A 15635-nucleotide genomic window follows, 5' to 3' on the forward strand; every position below is an offset into this window, starting at 1 on the left:
AATATCGGTTCATGGCAACCCCACGTTCGAAAGCGGGCACCAAGGGCGTTCCGCGAGCGCTCCGCGAGGAGCAGATCCTCGCGGCCGCCACCGAGGAGTTCGGCGAGCATGGCTACGCGGGCGCGTCGCTGGCCGCCGTCGCCGCGCGCGTCGGCGTGACGAAGACGCTGTTGCACCAGTACTTCGGCACCAAGCAGGACCTCCACCTCGCCTGCCTGACCCCCGTCGGCGACCGGCTCGTGGCCGCCATGAGCGAAGCCGTCGCCGAGGACGGGGCCACCGCGCCCGGCACACCCTTGCGGGTGCTGCGCGCGATCTTCAACGCCCTCGAAGGCCGGCGCGAGGCCTGGTTCGTCCTCTACGACGCCTCGCTCCCGACGGACGGCGAGAGCGCCCGGCGGGCGGCGCGGTACCGCGCCTCGGTCGACCGGCTCGCCGAAGGCGGCACCGCCGACCTGTTGCGCGCCGCCGGGTCCGCCGACCCGCTCGACGCCGACGCCCTCAACCACGTCTGGCAGGGCCTGGTCGCGACGCTCGTCCGCTGGTGGATCAAGCACCCCGACCAGTCTCCCGACGCCATGGCCCGCCGCTGCGCCCGCCTCTTCGCGGTCGGGGCGGCCCTCGCCTCCGACGGGACGGACCGCGGGGTTCCGGCGGCGGGAGCGGGCGGTGGAGCGTCGGCGCGGCGGGTTCCGTGACATCGTGGCGCCGTGCCGATCGACGTTCGCCCGGCCTCCGTCTTCGAGCACGTCCGCGCCCCGCTCGGCCCCAAGCCCCCCGGGGTAGGCGTCTGCCGGTGCCTGAGTCACCGGATCCCGTACAAGCTCGACACCGCGCGCGAGCCCGCCGGCTGCGCCGACCACGCGGCCGCGCGTCCGTGACGGCCGCTCACGCGCCTTTCGCGCGCGGGGCCACGAGCGGCCCGGCGAACCGTGGGTCGTCCTCGCCGCGCCCGTCTACCGAACCTAGGCCGTCTCTTTCGGATCTTGCCGGGGCCGCGGCGCCCGGTACCGCCCCCGGCGGCGTTGTCGGGGCACCCGAGTACGTCCAGTACACGGGTGTCCCTCCGCCTTGCCGGGCACGGCACCGGACACCGCGACCCCGACCGACAAGATCCGAAAGAGACGACCTAGTCCTGGTCGCGGGTGAACACGAGGCTGACGTTGTGGCCGCCGAAGCCGAAGGAGTTGGCCAGGGCCGCGCCCCGGCGGCCGGTTCGGCTCTCCCCCCGGACCACGTCCAACTCCACGCGCGGGTCCTGTTCGTCGAGGTTGCGCGTGGCCGGCACGGCGCCGTCCCGGAGGGCGAGCACCGCGGCCAGTGCGCCGACCGCGCCGGAGGCGCCCATCATGTGGCCGGTCATCGACTTGGTCGCCGTGACGGCGGCGTGGGTGCCGACGGCCCGGCCGATCGCCTCGGCCTCCGCCAGGTCACCGGACTCGGTGGACGTGGCATGGGCGTGCACCACCCCGATGTCCCGCGGGGCCACGTCGGCGTCACGCAGGGCCAGGGTGATGGCGGCGGCCTGTCCGTCGGCGTCGGAGGCCGTGATGTGGCCGGCGCTGGAGCCCACCGCACCACCCGCGAGCACACCGTGGGCGCGGGCCCGCCGCGCCCGGGCGAACTCCTCGCGCTCCAGGACGAACATCGCGGCCCCCTCCCCCATGACGAAGCCGGACCGGCGCACGTCGAAGGGGCGGGAGACCGACTCGGGGTCCTCGGAGGCCGTCGACAACGCCTTCATCTGGGCGAACGCGGCCAGGGTGAAGGGGTGCAGGCAGGCTTCGACCCCGCCGGCGACGACCACGTCCACGCGTCCCGCGCGAATGAGGTCCAGCCCGAGGGAGAGCGCCTCGGCGCCGGACGCGCAGGCGCTGACCGTGGTCCGAGCACCGCCCTTCGCGCCCAGGTCCATGCTGACCCAGGCGGCCGGCCCGTTCGCCATCAGCATCGGAACGGCGAACGGTGACAGCCGACGCATCCCGGAGTGTTCGAACAGGTCGTCCTGGCCGAGGGTGGTCAGCACACCGCCGGTTCCGGTGCCGATGACCACGGCGAGACGCTCGGGTTCCACGCCAGGTGCGCCGGCGTCCCGCCAGGCCTCCCGGGCCCCGAGGATCGCGAGTTGCTCGCCCCGGTCCAGCCTGCGCGCCTCGGTGCGCGGGAGCATGGAGGCGGGGTCCACCTGTAGCCCGGCCGCGACGTGCACGGGCAGGCCCGGCGCCCAGTCCTCCTGGAGGAGCCGCACCCCCGATTTGCCGGCCAGCAGTGCGGACCAGGTCGACGGCGCGTCGGCGCCGACCGGCGTGATGGCACCGGTTCCCGTCACCAGCACCCGGGGTTTGCCCGTCATCCCTGCCTCCTGCGATGTGTAGAGATCCCACAAGGCCGATTGCGGCCCGGTATCGATCATCACAAGGCCGGGCAAGGATCGTCATGGCCGACATCGATGGATTCGGGAAGCGAATCTCTGTGACATCCCCATAAAACCGCGCCGGCGGCCGCCGTTTTCGCGCGGCCGCCGATGACCCGGGGCGAGGGGCGGGGTCGGTCGGCCCCACGGGAGACGCCCCCTCGGCCGGGTACGTGGACGGGGGGCGTCGCCGCTGCCGCTCCGGAATCCGGGTCCCGGTCGCGGCGCACGGCGGTTCACGGACGGGGCGTCACAGTCGGGCCTGGGAGCCGTTGAGTTCGACGAAGCCCAACAACTGCCGCAGCGCGGCGAAGCTCGTGATCACCCGACCGAGGATGTTGATGGAAGCCGGGTGTCCGTGCCGCAGGTTGTACGCGAACTGGGAAATGGCCCCCCACTGGTTCTCCAGTCCCGCGTACCCGTCGCCCAGGGCGTTCTGCTCGTGGCTGATGATGTTGCCGTAGACGTGGTTGCGTATCGGCGCGAAGCGCGCGGACTCCGAGAAGATCTGGGCCGCGACGAGCAGCGAGCGACCGACGTTGTCGTTGTACGAGGTCACGTCGTGCAGCTGCCACATCGCGTTGAACATGCTGTTGGGGGTCAGCACGAGGTTCTGCCTGTTGTTGCCTCCGGGGAGGCTGTTGTAGTTGCCGGTGCTCGGCATGAAGCGGGCCGTCACCCCCAGGGCCTGCTGGAACTGCTGCTCGCGGTCGTGGAAGGCCCAGTGCGTGTTGCTCTGGGGCGAGTAGAAGCCGGCGACGTAGAGGTTGTCGGCCCAGAGGTAGACCGAGGCGACGTGTTCGTTGTTCGTGTCGAGCACCCTGACCTGGATGAGCCGGCCGGCTTCGGTGGTCGTCTGCGTGACGTTCTCCTCCTCCGTCGGCTCACCGTAGGAGCGCCGGTGGATCTCGTCCATCACTCGGAAATAGCGGGTGGCGTGTTCTCCTCCGCCATCGGTGATTCCGGAGATGTTCCAGTCGATGACCGAATAGTTCGTCGCGGATGCCGTACCGCTCAGCGCGGTGACCAGCCCCATGGCCATGGCGAGCGACAGGAGCGCGGAGCACGATCTCTTGAGCATGTTTCCCTTCTCTCCCGGCACGCAAATGCGGGATCGAGGACGGATGACGGTTCTCCGGGCGAGTGGGTGACGATCGCCCGGGAGAGACGAACGTACGAGGTCCCGCGCCTGCCGCGTTTCCACTGCGTGCACGCCCACTTGCCCCTCGACGCACGGCGTCGAGGCGACCCTCGATCGACGGTGTCCGCGCGCACGACAATTCGGAGTTTCCAATTCCGCATCAAGAGCGAATTCAGGCAAGGCCGGCTGATTTCATTCGGTCGAACACAACACCGCGGCCAGGGAATGCCGTGCGACAACCCGCCCCCGCCGCCCGGGCATCCCGACATGAGTGATGCGGTGATAGAAAAGGATCTTGTCTCTCGCTTCCGCGATCGCCGTCCTGATCCACCGCTTTCCGGAAGCAGCAATTCCGCACCACCACAGGAAGGTCCAGGGCAGACGATGTATGCGCGCCCCGACGAGGTCCGTCACCTGCACACGCTTGGCCCCCACGGCACCAATCTGGAAGCCGCCTCCCACGAATGGTTCCGCAGACGGGGTGTCGAGGGGACCGTCGAACTCCACGCCTCGATCGAGTCCGCGCTGGAGGCCGTGCCCGAGGACGGACGGCACGCGTTGACCGCCTGCGCCGTCTACCCGGCCCTGCACACCCTGGTCTTCTCCAACCTGCACCGGCTGCACATGATCGACAGCTTCGTGATGCCGACCCACAACATGGTGCTCGCCAGCGGCGGTACGCGGGAACCGGCCACCGTCGCCTCCCACCCCGCGCCCAAGGGGCTCGTCCCCGGGTCCGCCCGGATCCAGGAGGTGCTGAGCAACTCGCAGGCGGCCATCGACTGCGCCGAGGGTCTCGTCGAGGGCTGCATCACCACCATCGTGGCCGCGCAGCGGCACGGACTGCGGGTCCTGCGGGACTTCGGCCCCGTGCCGATGGTCTTCACCGTCCACCAGGTGCTGGCCGTCCGGGCCGCGGACGAGCGGCCGCTCGCCGTGGGGGCCGCCCGATGAGCACCGGACACTTCAGCGACGCGACCGCGCCCGTGCCGGCGGACCTCCTGGCCGAGGCCGACCTGTTGACGGATGTGCTCATCCCGATGGTGAATCGTTTCCGCGACCGGCAGCGGGACGACGGCACCCTCGCCGATCCCACCCCCGACGACGCCGAACTGCTGGGCCGGATACGCGACGAGGCGACATCCTGGTACCGCCGGCACGGACTCGACGGGCAGGCCGACGCACTGGTGGAGGACGTCGACGGCTGGCTGGAGGCCGGACTCGACTCCCGCCCCCACTTCGCCCGTTCCCGGGACGCCCTGCGGGTTCCCGCCGACGGCGAGCCGGTCTTCTTCCTCGCCCCGTTGCAGAGCACCAACAGCGCCCCGCCCGTCGGCAAGCGCCTCGACTGCTTCCTCGCGCTGCGCAAGGAACCCGACGCACTGGCGGGCATGGCGGCGGACTTCCCGCACCCGAAGAACAACTGCCAGTCCCTCGTGCTCGTCACCGGCAGCGCCGGGTTCGCCCAGGGCTCCTGCCTCGTCTTCTTCCCGGAGAACGTGGCGGCGCACGACAAGGTGACCGACCAGCCGTACGCCATGTTCTTCTACAACAAGATGCGGAAGATCCACGAGACGTACGCGCTGCCCGCCGCGGCGGCCGTGCTGACCCCGGACTCGCTGCCGGGCGCCTCCACCGGCCTCGCCCCCGACGTGTGCTTCGAGGCCCGCGCCATCTGGGGCTACCTCCACGACTCGATGCACTACCAGGGCCTGTGGCCGTTCGACGAGAACATCTCCCTGAAGATGAACTGGTTCGTCGGCCTCCTGGAGGAGATCAAGGTCGACGCCAAGACCGTGCTGGCCTGCGCCGACAGCGGTCTCGTGCCCTTCGCGGAGCAGCAGATCGACATGGTCCTGCTGGAGCGGGTGTTCCGCTATCCGCAGGCGGACGACGCCACCCGCAATTTCGACTCCGGCACGGGTGTGTTCCTCTACTCCTGGTTCCGCGAGCACGAGGCGCTCGTCGGGTCCCCCGCCGACGGCGGGCTGTTGCGGTTCGATCGCGCCAAGGCCCTGGAGGCCCTGCGCGCGTTCGTGACGAGCGTGGAGAAGCTGGAGGCCGATGTGACCGACGACGACGAGTACCGCGCCGCCGCCAAGGAGTTCGTGCGCCGGTACCTCCCCGAGGGGGAGCCCCGGCAGCGGTTCTCCTTCACCGCCGACCAGTTGGTACTGCGCCGGGCGAAGAGCGACCTGGACCGCCTGCCCCCGCTCGCGTTCGCGCGGGCGCAGTGGTGACTCCCGCCCCGACCGGTCGCGGGGGTGGGCGGCTGGTCGTGCCCGCCCTCGCGGTGTGCATGGTCCTCCTGCTCGCCGCGGGCTGGCTGCTCTCCGGTCACCTGGTGGCCGGCGTGCCGCCGCTCGGGGTGGCTGCGGGCCGGACCGCCACGGCGTTCGTCGTGATCATGCTGATCGCGCTGCTGACCCCGCGCGGTCGCACCGGGGTCCGGACCGCCGCCGCCCGGCCCCGGGCCGTGCTGGTCCTCGCGTTCCTCGGCTTCTTCGCCTACTACGCGGGAACCCTGCTCGGCACCCGGTACGTGGGGGCCTCCCGGGTCGGGTTGATCGTCTCCCTCCTGCCCTGCGTCACCTTCGTCATCGGCATCCTCGCGTTCCGCGAGCCGTCCTCGCGCCGCAAGGTCCTGGGGACGGCCCTCGCCGGGGCGGGTGCGATCGGCTTCCTGCTGGCCGACGGCGCCGCGAGCGCCGGGGCCGGTTCCGACGGCGGTACCGCCACCCTCCTCACGGGAGGCGCGCTCGCGTTCGGCGGCACCCTGACCTACGCCCTGTACGGCTACGTCTACCGGCAGCGCATGTCCGACGTGCCGGCCCTCGCCGCCCTCCCGGCCATCACCGGGGCCGGCACGCTCATGCTGGGCCTCACGGTGCTGCTGTTCGTGCCGCTCGGCGGGGTCTCCGCCGCCGACTGGGGCGGCGTCGCCGTGCTCGGCGCGGTCCTGACCGCCCCCGTCTTCCTCATCTCCCACGAGCTGATCCTGCGCAAGGGGCCGCTGTTCACCTCGGCCCTGGGACTGGCCGTGCCCTTCCTGGTGCGGGTCGGCGAATGGGGTCTGGGGTCGGCCGCCGCACCGGGCGCGCTCCCCGTCCTGCTGATCGTCGCGTCCGCGGCCGGTGTGTGGCTCACCGTCGGCGGTCGCCGGCGCGACCCGGCCGCCGCACCCGCCGCACCCGCCGCGCCCGCCGCGCCCGCCGCGCCCGCCGGCCCCTCCGAAGACACCGGGACCGGGACCGACACCGGAACCCGGACCGGAACCGAGACCGGAACCCGGACCGGGACCGACACCGGGATCGACAGATCCGATCACCGTGCCTCCGTCACCGCCGAGGCCCTCCCGCCAAGGAGCACATCGTGACCGCCCCCCGCCCGACCCTCGTCCTGCTCCACCAGCGCGTCGGCCTGCCCTGGCTCTTCGACGCCGCGGTGCGCGCCGGCATCGACCTGGTCCTCGTCCCCCGGCTCGACGAGCGGGTGGATCCGGACCGACTGCCGCCGGCGGTCGTGGAGTTGTTGCCGCTCGACGTGGCCGGCGACCCGGCGGGCGCGCTGAAGACCCTGCGTGAACGGCACGAGGCCACCCCCTTCGACGGCATCGTCACCCTGTACGACCCGTTCGTGCCGTTCGCGGCGGACGCCGCCGAACTCCTCGCGCTGCCCGGCATCGGGCCGACGGTCGCGCGCAACGCCCAGGACAAGCGGATCATGCGCGAGCGGCTCGCGGAGGCCGGCCTGAACGTGCCGCGCTTCGTACGGCTCGACCCCGCCGACGACCCCGCCGGGACGGTGGCGGAGGCGGGCCTGACCTTCCCCGTGGTGGTCAAGCCCGCCCTCGGCATGTCCAGCCTCGGCGTGACCCGGGTCGACTCCGCCGACGCGCTCGGCGCGGTCGTGACGGAGGTCCGTCGGGTGTCCGCCGGCACCGCCGACAAGGGCGCCGGGCTGCTCGTCGAGGAGTACCTCGACGGACCCGAGTTCGCCGTCGAGTCGCTGGTCCACGAGGGCCGGGTGCAGGTCCTGTCCATCGGCTACAAGGGCGACCCCCGGGGCCCGTACTTCGAGGAGAGCGTCTACCGGGCTCCCGCCGCGCTGCCCGAGGCCGTCCGGGCCGACGTCGTGCGCGAGGTGATCGCCGCCCACGCCGCCCTCGGCATCACCCTCGGCCCGACCCACACGGAACTGCGCCTGCGCGGCGGCTCCACCCCGTACCTCCTGGAGATGGGGGCGCGGATCGGCGGTTCCGGGGTGTCCCACTACATCGCGGAGAACGTCACCGGCGTCGACCTCGCCGGTGAGGCACTGCGCATCGCGGTCGGCCTGCCGCCCACCCACTCCGTCGAGCAGGGCTTCACCGAGCCCGTCGCCGCGTCCGCGAACTACATCGTGCCGTGCGGCGGACACGGCACGATCACCGCCCTCCACGGCCTCGACGAAGCGGAAGCCGACCCCAGGGTCGACCACGTCGTGCGGATGCTCGCCCCGGGCGACGTGGTCCGCCCCTATCCGGACTTCACCGGCTACCCGGCGTTCATCCTGTCCCGGCACCGCGACCTCACGGAGGCGGAGGAGTTCCACAGCCACCTGGAGCGGGCCATCCGCATCGACTACGCCCCCGCGACCTCCGAGGAGAACCCTTCGTGACCACCCTCCCCTTCGACGACCGCGACGGCACCATCTGGCTGGACGGGCGGTACGTGCCCTGGCGCGAGGCCCGGTTGCACGTCCTCAGCCACGGCCTGCACTACGGCGGAGCCGTCTTCGAGGGCGTGCGCGTCTACGGCGGCCGGATGTTCAAGTCGCTGGAACACGCCGAACGACTGCGCTCCTCCGCCCGGGAGCTGAACTACTCGCTGCCCTACTCGGCCGCCGAACTCGACGCGGCGGCGCGGGAGATCGTCCGGCGCGAGGGCATCGTGGACGGGTACGTCCGACCCGTGGCCTGGCGGGGCAGCGAGCAGATCAGCGTCTCCGGCGCCGGCAGCACCCCGCACGTGGCCATCGCCGCCTGGGACTGGCCGCACGTCTTCTCCGCCGACGCGGCGCGTGCCGGCATACGCCTGCGCACCTCGAAGTGGCGCCGTCCCGATCCGGCGACCGCGCCGGTCCGGGCCAAGGCCGCCTCGTTGTACAACATCTGCACCCTGGCCCGCGACGAGGCCGAGGCTGCGGGCTACGACGACGCCCTGCTCCTCGACCTGCGCGGCGCACTCGCGGAGGCCACCGGGGCCAACCTCTTCCTGGTGATCGACGGCGCACTGCACACCCCGACGCCGGACGAATTCCTCGACGGCATCACCCGGCGGACGGTCATCGCCCTCGCCGCCGACCTGGGCATCGAGGTGGTCGAGCGCCGCATCGAGCCCGCCGAACTCGACCGCGCCGAGGAGGTCTTCCTCACCGGCACGGCGTACGAGGTCCAGCCGGTCAGCGGCGTCGACGAACGGACGTACCCGGTGGGCAAGGTGACATCGGAGCTGGCCGCGGCGTACGCGCGACTCGTCCGTTCCCGCTAGGTCTCGGTTACTCGGCTGCGCGGCGTACTCGGCTGCGCGGGGCGATCGAGGCGGAGGGGGCCGGACGGGCGCCGGCCCGCCTTCGCCGCGTCAGGTCGACTTCTGGCCGTCGAGCGCCTCGCGCAGGATGTCGGCGTGACCGGCGTGCTGGGCGGTCTCGGCGATGACGTGCAGGAGCGTTCCGCGGACGCTGAGCACTCCGCCGGGCTCGTTCCACGGCGCGTCCGGAACGGGTTGCGTCGCCGACAGGTCGGGAACGGCGCGGACGATCTCCTCGGTGCGGGCCGCGACCCGCTCGTAGCGGGCGAGGATCCCGGCGGACGTCTCCCCGGGCAGCACCCGGAAGTCGTTGCCGTGGTCGATGACCCACTGCGGGAACTCGCGTGCCGTGCCGGCCACGACCTCGGCCCACGTGACGCCGTCGGGCAGGTCGAACCGCATCGCCGACGGCCCCTCGACGACGAACCGCAGCCATCCCTCCTCCATGGACGAGACGTGCTTGATCAACCCGCCCAGGCACAGGTCACTGGCCGTCGGTCGCTCGCCGAGCCGGTCGTCGCCGAGTTCCCGCACGGTGTGGACCAGGGCGGACCGAGCGGTCCCGAGCGCGGCGAGGAGGTCGGCACGCTCGGCGTCGAGGGCCGGGGGCGGCGTGGTCGCGACGGGCTCGGTGGTGAGGGGCGTGCTCTTGGTGGTCACGGTGAGTGGTCCTTCCGGTCATGCGTCTTGGCGTTCGCGTTCCACGTTCGCGTTCGGCGTCCGCGTTCGGCGTCCGCGTGCTCGGTACGGGACAACAGTCGCCGATGTAGAGGACAGGGTGTGTCCGCTGTTCGGGGCATCATGGAAGACATGCAGAAGACCTCCGCGCGACTGCTCTCGTTGCTCTCGCTCCTCCAGGCCCGCCGGGACTGGCCGGGAGCGCTGCTGGCCGAACGGCTGGACATCAGCGCCCGTACCGTGCGTCGGGACGTCGACCGGCTGCGCGAGCTCGGCTATCCCATCGTGGCCTTCAAGGGCCCCGACGGCGGGTACCGGCTCGACGCCGGCGCGGAGCTTCCTCCGCTGCTGTTCGACGACGAGCAGGCCATCGCCCTCGCCGTGGCACTGCGGATCGCCACCACCAGCGGCGCCGGCATCGAGGAGGCCGCGGCGCGGGCGCTGAACACCGTCCGGCAGGTCATGCCCGCCCGGCTGCGCCACCGGATCGACGTCCTCCAGGTCACCGCCGTGGAGCGCTCCGCGAGCGGGCCCGGGACACGGGTGGACAGTGGCGTGCTCATGGCGCTCGGGGCCGCCGTCCACGCCCGCGAGGTACTCCGCTTCGACTACACGACCGCGACCGCGCCGGAAGCCGGCGAGGGCGGGCGCGACGTCGAGCGACCGGCGCCCCCTCCCCGTCGGGCGCAGCCCCATCACCTCGTCACCTGGGGCGGTCGCTGGTACCTCGTCGCCTGGGACCTCGACCGCGAGGACTGGCGCACCTTCCGCGTGGACCGGATCACCCCGCGCGTCCCCACGGGGCCCCGTTTCACTCCGCGCGAGGTGCCCGGAGGGGATGTGGCCGCCTTCGTCGCCGGCAGGTTCAACGGCTCCCCTGCCTCCGGGGACTGGCCCTGCCGCGGTGAGGTGATCCTCGACCTGCCCGCCGCCGTGGTTTCCCGGTACGCCCACGACGGTTTCGTCGAGGAACTCGGCCCGCACCGCTGCCGGCTCGTGCTGGGCTCGTGGTCCTGGCCCGGACTGGCCGCCACCCTCGGCAGGTTCGACGCCGACATCGAGGTGGTGGGGCCGACCGAGCTGCGGGAGGCCTTCGCCCACCTCGCCCACCGCTACGCGCGCGCCGCGACGAACACCCCCGCCGGTCCCGGCACGCCCGACCCGGCCACACCCACCGCACCGGGTGCGCCCACCCCGGGCCGCTGAGTCGCCCCGCGCCCCGCGCGCCTCGTCGCCGGCCGCTCAGCCCCCGTTCCTCCCCCGCGGGTCGATCGGGGCGAGGACTCCCAGCCGGTCCTCGATCGCCTGCGCCGCCGTCAGGCACAGGTCTTCCCGGAAGGCCCGTCCGACGACCTGTACGCCGGTCGGCAGTCCGTCGGCCATCCCGGTGGGCACGGCCACGGCGGGCACGCCCGCGAAGCTGGTCACGGTGCACAGTCGCATGGCCGAGGCGACCCGGTCCCGTCCCGCCCTGTCGCGCGACTCCAGTCCCGGCTCCACGGGCGGTTCGGTGAACACGGGCCCGAGCAGCAGTGGGTACGCGTCGAGGAACTCGGCCCACGAGCGGCGGATGTTCAGCCAGGTGCCCATCAGCTTCATGAACTCCTCGGCGCTCGCGGGAGGCGTCCGTTCCATGGTCATGTCGATGTAGCGGTCACCCCCCTCTCCGAGCAGCCCGCGCACCACCGGCCAGGTGGGGGCGAACTCGGTGACGACGATCCGGCCGTACGCGTCGAGCGCCTCGTCGAGCCTCGGTACGTCGGCCACCTCCCGTACCTCGTACCCGGCGTCCCGCATCGCCTCGGCCGCGTCCTCGACGGCTCGGCGCACCGTGGGGTGGACCCCGTGGCCGCCGGGGTCCGCCACGACCGCGACCTTCAGGGGGCCCGGGAGCGGCTCGCCGTAGAGGGGCGCCGGCACGGCCCGCGGGTCTCGCGGATCGGTCCCGGCGAGTGTCTCGTAGGCGAGCCTCAGGTCACCCACACTGCGGGCCAGCGGGCCGTCGGTGACCAGGAACTGGGAGGCCGGGCCGGGGTCCTCGGGGCCCAGCACCCGGTGGTCCGCGGGGAAGCGTCCGCTGGTCGGCTTCAACCCGGCCACACCGTTGAACTGGGCCGGGATCCGGATCGATCCGCCCGAGTCGTTGCCGAGGCCGAGGGCCGCCATGCCGGTGGCGACGGCCACGCCGTCGCCTCCGCTGGAGCCGCCCGGTGTCCGTGCGGGGTCCCACGGGTTGACGGTATCCCCGAACAGTTCGCTCCGCGTGTGCATCCCCGCGAGGATCAGGGTGGGAATGTTGGCGTGCCCGAGGGGGATGGCGCCCGCCGCGCGCAGTCGGGCCACCGGTGGGGCGTCCGCCGTCGCGACCAGGTCGCGGAAGCGTTCCACTCCGAACGTGGTCGGCGCCCCTTCCACGGCGGTGCTCTCCTTCACGGTGAACGGCACGCCCGCGAGCGGCCCCAACGCCTCACCCGCGGCCCGCCGGCGGTCCGTCCGGGCGGCGGCGTCGCGGGCGCGCTCGGCCAGGACCCGCGTCACGGCGTTCACCCGCGGGTTGACCTCGGCGATCCGGTCCAGGTGACTGTCGACCAGTTCGAGGGCGGAGACGTCCGCAGCGCGTACCGCCCGCGCCTGCTCGGCGGCCGTCATCTTCCACAACGCGTCCTGCACGACTCGTACCTCTTCCCGTCACGTTCCGATGCGTCTGCATCGAAACGGAACAGTAGCGTGGGAATCGATGCGAGCGCATCGCATAAAGTGGGTCGCGGACCCACCGGGAGCACCGGGGAGACAGGGAGGAGACGCGCGTGCCCAAGCAGGTGGACTATGCGGACCGCCGCCAACTCATCGCCGAGGCCGTCTGTCGGCTCGCCGACGAACGCGGGCTGGAAGGCGTCACCCTGCGCGACGTCGCCGCCCGCGCGCAGGTGTCGATGGGCGCCGTCCAGCGCTGCTTCCGCACCAAGGAGGAGATGCTCGCGTTCACCCTCGGGCGGGTGGGCGACCGGATCGGCGAGCGCATCCGGGCCCGAGTGGTCGCGAGCCCCGCGCAGTCGGCGGGCACCGCCCTGGGTCACGCGGCCACCGAGGTGGCGCTGCTCCGGGAGGAACACCGGGCCGAGGCCCGGGTGTGGCTCGCGTTCGTCGCGCAAGCGGCCGTCAACGAGGCCCTCGCGGACACCCTGAAAGCCAACTACACGGCCTTGCAGGAGGCGTTCACGCACCTCGTCGCGGAGGCGGCCGAAGGCGTCGACGGCCTCGCACCCCTCGACGCGTCCCTGGAGGCCCGCACCCTGCTGGCCCTCACGGACGGTCTCACCACGCACGTGCTCGTCGGCCACCTCTCCCCCCAGGCGGCGCGGGACGTCCTCCACGCCCACCTGGGCCATCTCTGGGCCCGGACCGCCGAACCCGCGGCGGACCCCTCCGACCGTCCCGACCACTGACCGGCCCGCCCGTCGTCGCCTCGTCGGCCGTCGATGCCGGGCGTTGACGGCCGACCGGCACCACACCACATCGCACCCTTGCCCAGGAGCGGGGTCCGACCCGGCTGTGGTGTTCGCGCCGCCCTACTCGGGTGTGCCGTCCGTACCGCCCTGCTCGGCTGTGGCGTCCGTACCGCGCCCGCCGGCGCGAGCACCCCGGCGCCCGGTCGGCGGCGGCGCCGGTGGGGGTGACGGAAGACGGACGACGAGACGGGCACCCCCGGGGTGCGGCTCCGCGGTCACGGAACCGCCGTGGTGGGCCGCCAGGTCCCGGGCGATGGCCAGCCCCAGCCCGGCCCCGCCCTGGTCCCGGCTGCGGGCGTCGTCGAGGCGGGTGAACCGTTCGAAGACGCGCTCCCGTTCCGCGGGAGGGATGCCGGGCCCGTCGTCCACGATCTCCAGGACGGCGACCGGCATGCCATCCGCGCCCGCCGCGGTGCTCAGCACCACGTCCACCCGCTCCTGCGCGAACCGCTGGGCGTTGTCGAGCAGGTTGGTGACGATCCGGGTCAGCCACAGTTCGTTGCCGGTGACCCGGACGCCGCCGGTGAGGGACGTGCCGACCCGGACCCGGTCGCCCGCACGGGCCGCCACGACGTCCCGCACGAGCCCGGTGAGGTCCAGGGGCACGGTCGGTACGGGCTGTGCGGCGTCGATCCGCGCGAGGAGCAGCAGATCGGCCGCGAGGTGCTGGAGCCGCTCGACGTCCTGCAGCGCGCCTCCGATCAGCTCGGGCCACAGGTCCGGGTCACGGACCGCCATGGCCACCTCCAACTGGGTCCGCAGCACGGTGATGGGGCTGCGCAGTTCGTGGGACGCGTCCGCGATGAACCGTCGCTGCCGGATCCCGGACGCCTCCAGCCGGTCCAGGGTCGTGTTCATCGTCTGCGCCAGGCGGGCGACCTCGTCGCGCGTGGCCGGCACGGGGACCCGGCGGTGCAGGTCGCGGTCGGAGATCGCCGCGACCTCGGCGCGGATCTCCTCGACGGGACGCAGTGCCCGGCCCGTGACGCGCCAGGTGACGAGGGCGACGGTCGCGAGGAGCAGGGGCACGCCGATCGCGAGCGCGGCGGTGGTGGTGTCGTCGGCGGCGTCCGCGACGCGCAGCGAGGCCCCCGCGTAGACGGTGACGATCCCGTCGGGGGTGTCGACGACGACCTGCGCCACTCGCACGCGCTGTTCGCGGCCGAACGGTCGGTCCTTCCACGTGTGCAGGCGCAGACCCGGGCGCTGTGGTGCGGGGGTGAGGAGGTCGGGTGCGGCGCGGACGGGACCGGGTCCGTCGAGCGGTCGCGGACTGGAGAACAGTACGGTGCCGTCCGCGGCGACCACCTGGAGGAACTCGACGCCGGGGGCGAGCGGTCGGACCCGCCCCAGATTGCCGGTGGCGGCGAGTGCGGCCACCGACTCGGCCTGCTGGCGGGCGTCGTTCTCCGCGTTGCGCAGCAGGTTGGTCTCCAGCAGGCCGATCAGGGCGAACGAGGCCGCCGTCAGGGCGGCGGCGACCACCACGCTCGCGCCGACGGTGGCCCGGGCCCGCACCGTGGTCGGCCACCAGCGCCGCGACCCGACCCACCGCGCCGCTCGACCCGGCGCCTTCCGGAGGCGACCGGGGGCCGGCTGCGGCTCAGCCACCGTCCACCGCCAGGCGGTAGCCCGCGCCGCGCACGGTCTCCACCGCGCCCCGACCGAACGGCGCGTCTATCTTGCGCCGGACCGCGCTCACATGGACCTCCACGACGTTGGGATCACCGTCGAAGGCGCTGTCCCACACCTGTTCCAGGATCTCCCGCTTGGGTACCACCTCGCCCGGTCGCCGGGCGAGGCACTCCAGTACCGCGAACTCCCGCGCCGTGAGCCGGATCTCCGTACCGGCCCGCGAGCACACGTGTCGGGCCGGATCGACGAGGAGGTCGCCGAATTCGAGGACCTGGGGGGTGCGTCGGCCGGTGCGCCGGCCCAGCGCGCGAAGACGCGCGACGAGCACGAGGTAGGAGAACGGTTTGGAGAGGAAGTCGTCCGCCCCCGTGTCCAACGCCTCCGCCTCGTCGTACTCGCCGTCCTTCGCGGTGAGCATCAGGATCCCGGCCTCGTTGCCGGCCGCCCGCAGACGGGAGCAGACCCGGTAGCCGTTCAGACCGGGCAGCATGATGTCGAGGACGATCAGGTCGTAGTCGTGCTCGGTGGCCATCCACAGTCCCTGCGGCCCGTCGAAGGCCACGTCCACGGAGAAGCCCTCGGACTGGAGCCCCCGTTGCAGGGCCACGGCCAGCCGTCGTTCGTCCTCCACCACCAGTACGCGCATGCCGAACAGGGTCTCAGGCCCGGCCGCGGTCTTGCTGAAGGGG

Annotated in this window: 15 protein-coding genes; 9 read left to right on the top strand and 6 right to left on the bottom strand. The window is 72.8% G+C overall.

What is annotated here, in order from left to right:
• The first annotated feature begins 11 nt into the window (after positions 1-11).
• Together ACIRO3_RS05615 and ACIRO3_RS05620 are read left to right on the top strand one after the other, a co-directional pair.
• A complete protein-coding gene (locus ACIRO3_RS05615) occupies positions 12-698 on the top strand; it encodes a TetR/AcrR family transcriptional regulator (protein WP_404132802.1) in 687 nt (228 codons plus the stop codon).
• A gap of 12 nt (positions 699-710) precedes the next feature.
• Complete coding sequence (locus tag ACIRO3_RS05620; RefSeq protein ID WP_404132805.1) at positions 711-881, top strand: hypothetical protein; 171 nt, start codon at positions 711-713, stop codon at positions 879-881.
• Positions 882-1129: 248 nt separating this feature from the next.
• On the opposite strand, the gene ACIRO3_RS05625 is transcribed toward ACIRO3_RS05620, so the two are convergent.
• Both ACIRO3_RS05625 and ACIRO3_RS05630 read right to left on the bottom strand, forming a co-directional pair.
• The gene (locus ACIRO3_RS05625; RefSeq protein ID WP_404132808.1) at positions 1130-2353 is read right to left on the bottom strand and encodes a beta-ketoacyl-[acyl-carrier-protein] synthase family protein; all 1224 of its coding nucleotides are present in this window, start codon (positions 2351-2353) and stop codon (positions 1130-1132) included.
• Positions 2354-2663: 310 nt separating this feature from the next.
• On the bottom strand, positions 2664-3494 hold the full coding sequence (locus ACIRO3_RS05630) for a ribosome-inactivating family protein (protein ID WP_404132811.1): 831 nt from the start codon (positions 3492-3494) through the stop codon (positions 2664-2666).
• A 444-nt stretch (positions 3495-3938) separates the two neighbouring features.
• On the opposite strand from ACIRO3_RS05630, the gene ACIRO3_RS05635 reads away from it, so the two are divergent.
• Genes ACIRO3_RS05635 through ACIRO3_RS05655 form a run of 5 tightly spaced genes read left to right on the top strand, consistent with a single transcriptional unit; the run spans position 3939 to position 9085 of the window.
• Complete coding sequence (locus ACIRO3_RS05635) at positions 3939-4508, top strand: bacilysin biosynthesis protein BacA (protein WP_361781795.1); 570 nt, start codon at positions 3939-3941, stop codon at positions 4506-4508.
• Entirely contained in the window at positions 4505-5794 is a 1290-nt protein-coding gene (locus tag ACIRO3_RS05640; RefSeq protein WP_404132814.1) for a DUF6421 family protein, read from the top strand. The genes ACIRO3_RS05635 and ACIRO3_RS05640 overlap by 4 nt, the downstream gene beginning before the upstream one ends.
• Positions 5795-5832: 38 nt before the next feature.
• Entirely contained in the window at positions 5833-6930 is a 1098-nt protein-coding gene (locus ACIRO3_RS05645) for a DMT family transporter (RefSeq protein ID WP_404132817.1), read from the top strand.
• The gene (locus ACIRO3_RS05650) at positions 6927-8213 is read left to right on the top strand and encodes an ATP-grasp domain-containing protein (RefSeq protein WP_404132819.1); all 1287 of its coding nucleotides are present in this window, start codon (positions 6927-6929) and stop codon (positions 8211-8213) included. Before ACIRO3_RS05645 ends, ACIRO3_RS05650 begins: the two co-directional genes overlap by 4 nt.
• Positions 8210-9085 (top strand): branched-chain amino acid aminotransferase, encoded by an 876-nt coding sequence (locus ACIRO3_RS05655; RefSeq protein WP_404132821.1) that lies wholly within the window; start codon positions 8210-8212, stop codon positions 9083-9085. The genes ACIRO3_RS05650 and ACIRO3_RS05655 overlap by 4 nt, the downstream gene beginning before the upstream one ends.
• Positions 9086-9175: 90 nt before the next feature.
• Here the strand turns inward: ACIRO3_RS05655 and ACIRO3_RS05660 are convergent, their stop codons facing one another.
• Positions 9176-9784 carry a DinB family protein gene (locus ACIRO3_RS05660; RefSeq protein ID WP_404132824.1) on the bottom strand — a complete coding sequence of 203 codons (609 nt, stop codon included), beginning with the start codon at positions 9782-9784 and terminating at the stop codon, positions 9176-9178.
• Positions 9785-9934: 150 nt separating this feature from the next.
• Between ACIRO3_RS05660 and ACIRO3_RS05665 the strand changes: the two genes are divergently transcribed.
• Positions 9935-11008, top strand: a complete 1074-nt coding sequence (locus ACIRO3_RS05665; protein WP_404132827.1) for a helix-turn-helix transcriptional regulator — start codon at positions 9935-9937, stop codon at positions 11006-11008.
• A 36-nt stretch (positions 11009-11044) separates the two neighbouring features.
• Here the strand turns inward: ACIRO3_RS05665 and ACIRO3_RS05670 are convergent, their stop codons facing one another.
• A complete protein-coding gene (locus ACIRO3_RS05670) occupies positions 11045-12472 on the bottom strand; it encodes an amidase (protein ID WP_404132830.1) in 1428 nt (475 codons plus the stop codon).
• Between the two features lie 137 nt (positions 12473-12609).
• Here ACIRO3_RS05670 and ACIRO3_RS05675 point away from each other — a divergent pair, with 137 nt between their 5' ends.
• Entirely contained in the window at positions 12610-13248 is a 639-nt protein-coding gene (locus ACIRO3_RS05675) for a TetR/AcrR family transcriptional regulator (RefSeq protein ID WP_404132832.1), read from the top strand.
• A 123-nt stretch (positions 13249-13371) separates the two neighbouring features.
• Here the strand turns inward: ACIRO3_RS05675 and ACIRO3_RS05680 are convergent, their stop codons facing one another.
• Together ACIRO3_RS05680 and ACIRO3_RS05685 are read right to left on the bottom strand one after the other, a co-directional pair.
• Positions 13372-14829, bottom strand: coding sequence for a sensor histidine kinase (locus ACIRO3_RS05680; protein ID WP_404132835.1), 1458 nt, complete (start codon positions 14827-14829; stop codon positions 13372-13374).
• Positions 14830-14914: 85 nt separating this feature from the next.
• Positions 14915-15592, bottom strand: a complete 678-nt coding sequence (locus ACIRO3_RS05685) for a response regulator transcription factor (protein WP_361781766.1) — start codon at positions 15590-15592, stop codon at positions 14915-14917.
• Positions 15593-15635: the final 43 nt, after the last annotated feature.

The organism is Streptomyces sp. NPDC102278, assembly GCF_044766345.1.
Lineage (GTDB): Bacteria > Actinomycetota > Actinomycetes > Streptomycetales > Streptomycetaceae > Streptomyces.

Excerpts from the sequence above, each read along its gene's own strand:
- ACIRO3_RS05615 (WP_404132802.1), top strand. The coding sequence starts at position 12 with ATGGCAACCCCACGTTCGAAAGCGGGCACCAAGGGCGTTCCGCGAGCG.
- ACIRO3_RS05630 (WP_404132811.1), bottom strand. The coding sequence starts at position 3,494 with ATGCTCAAGAGATCGTGCTCCGCGCTCCTGTCGCTCGCCATGGCCATG.
- ACIRO3_RS05665 (WP_404132827.1), top strand. The coding sequence starts at position 9,935 with ATGCAGAAGACCTCCGCGCGACTGCTCTCGTTGCTCTCGCTCCTCCAG.
- ACIRO3_RS05640 (WP_404132814.1), top strand. The coding sequence starts at position 4,505 with ATGAGCACCGGACACTTCAGCGACGCGACCGCGCCCGTGCCGGCGGAC.
- ACIRO3_RS05625 (WP_404132808.1), bottom strand. The coding sequence starts at position 2,353 with ATGACGGGCAAACCCCGGGTGCTGGTGACGGGAACCGGTGCCATCACG.
- ACIRO3_RS05635 (WP_361781795.1), top strand. The coding sequence starts at position 3,939 with ATGTATGCGCGCCCCGACGAGGTCCGTCACCTGCACACGCTTGGCCCC.
- ACIRO3_RS05685 (WP_361781766.1), bottom strand. The coding sequence starts at position 15,592 with ATGCGCGTACTGGTGGTGGAGGACGAACGACGGCTGGCCGTGGCCCTG.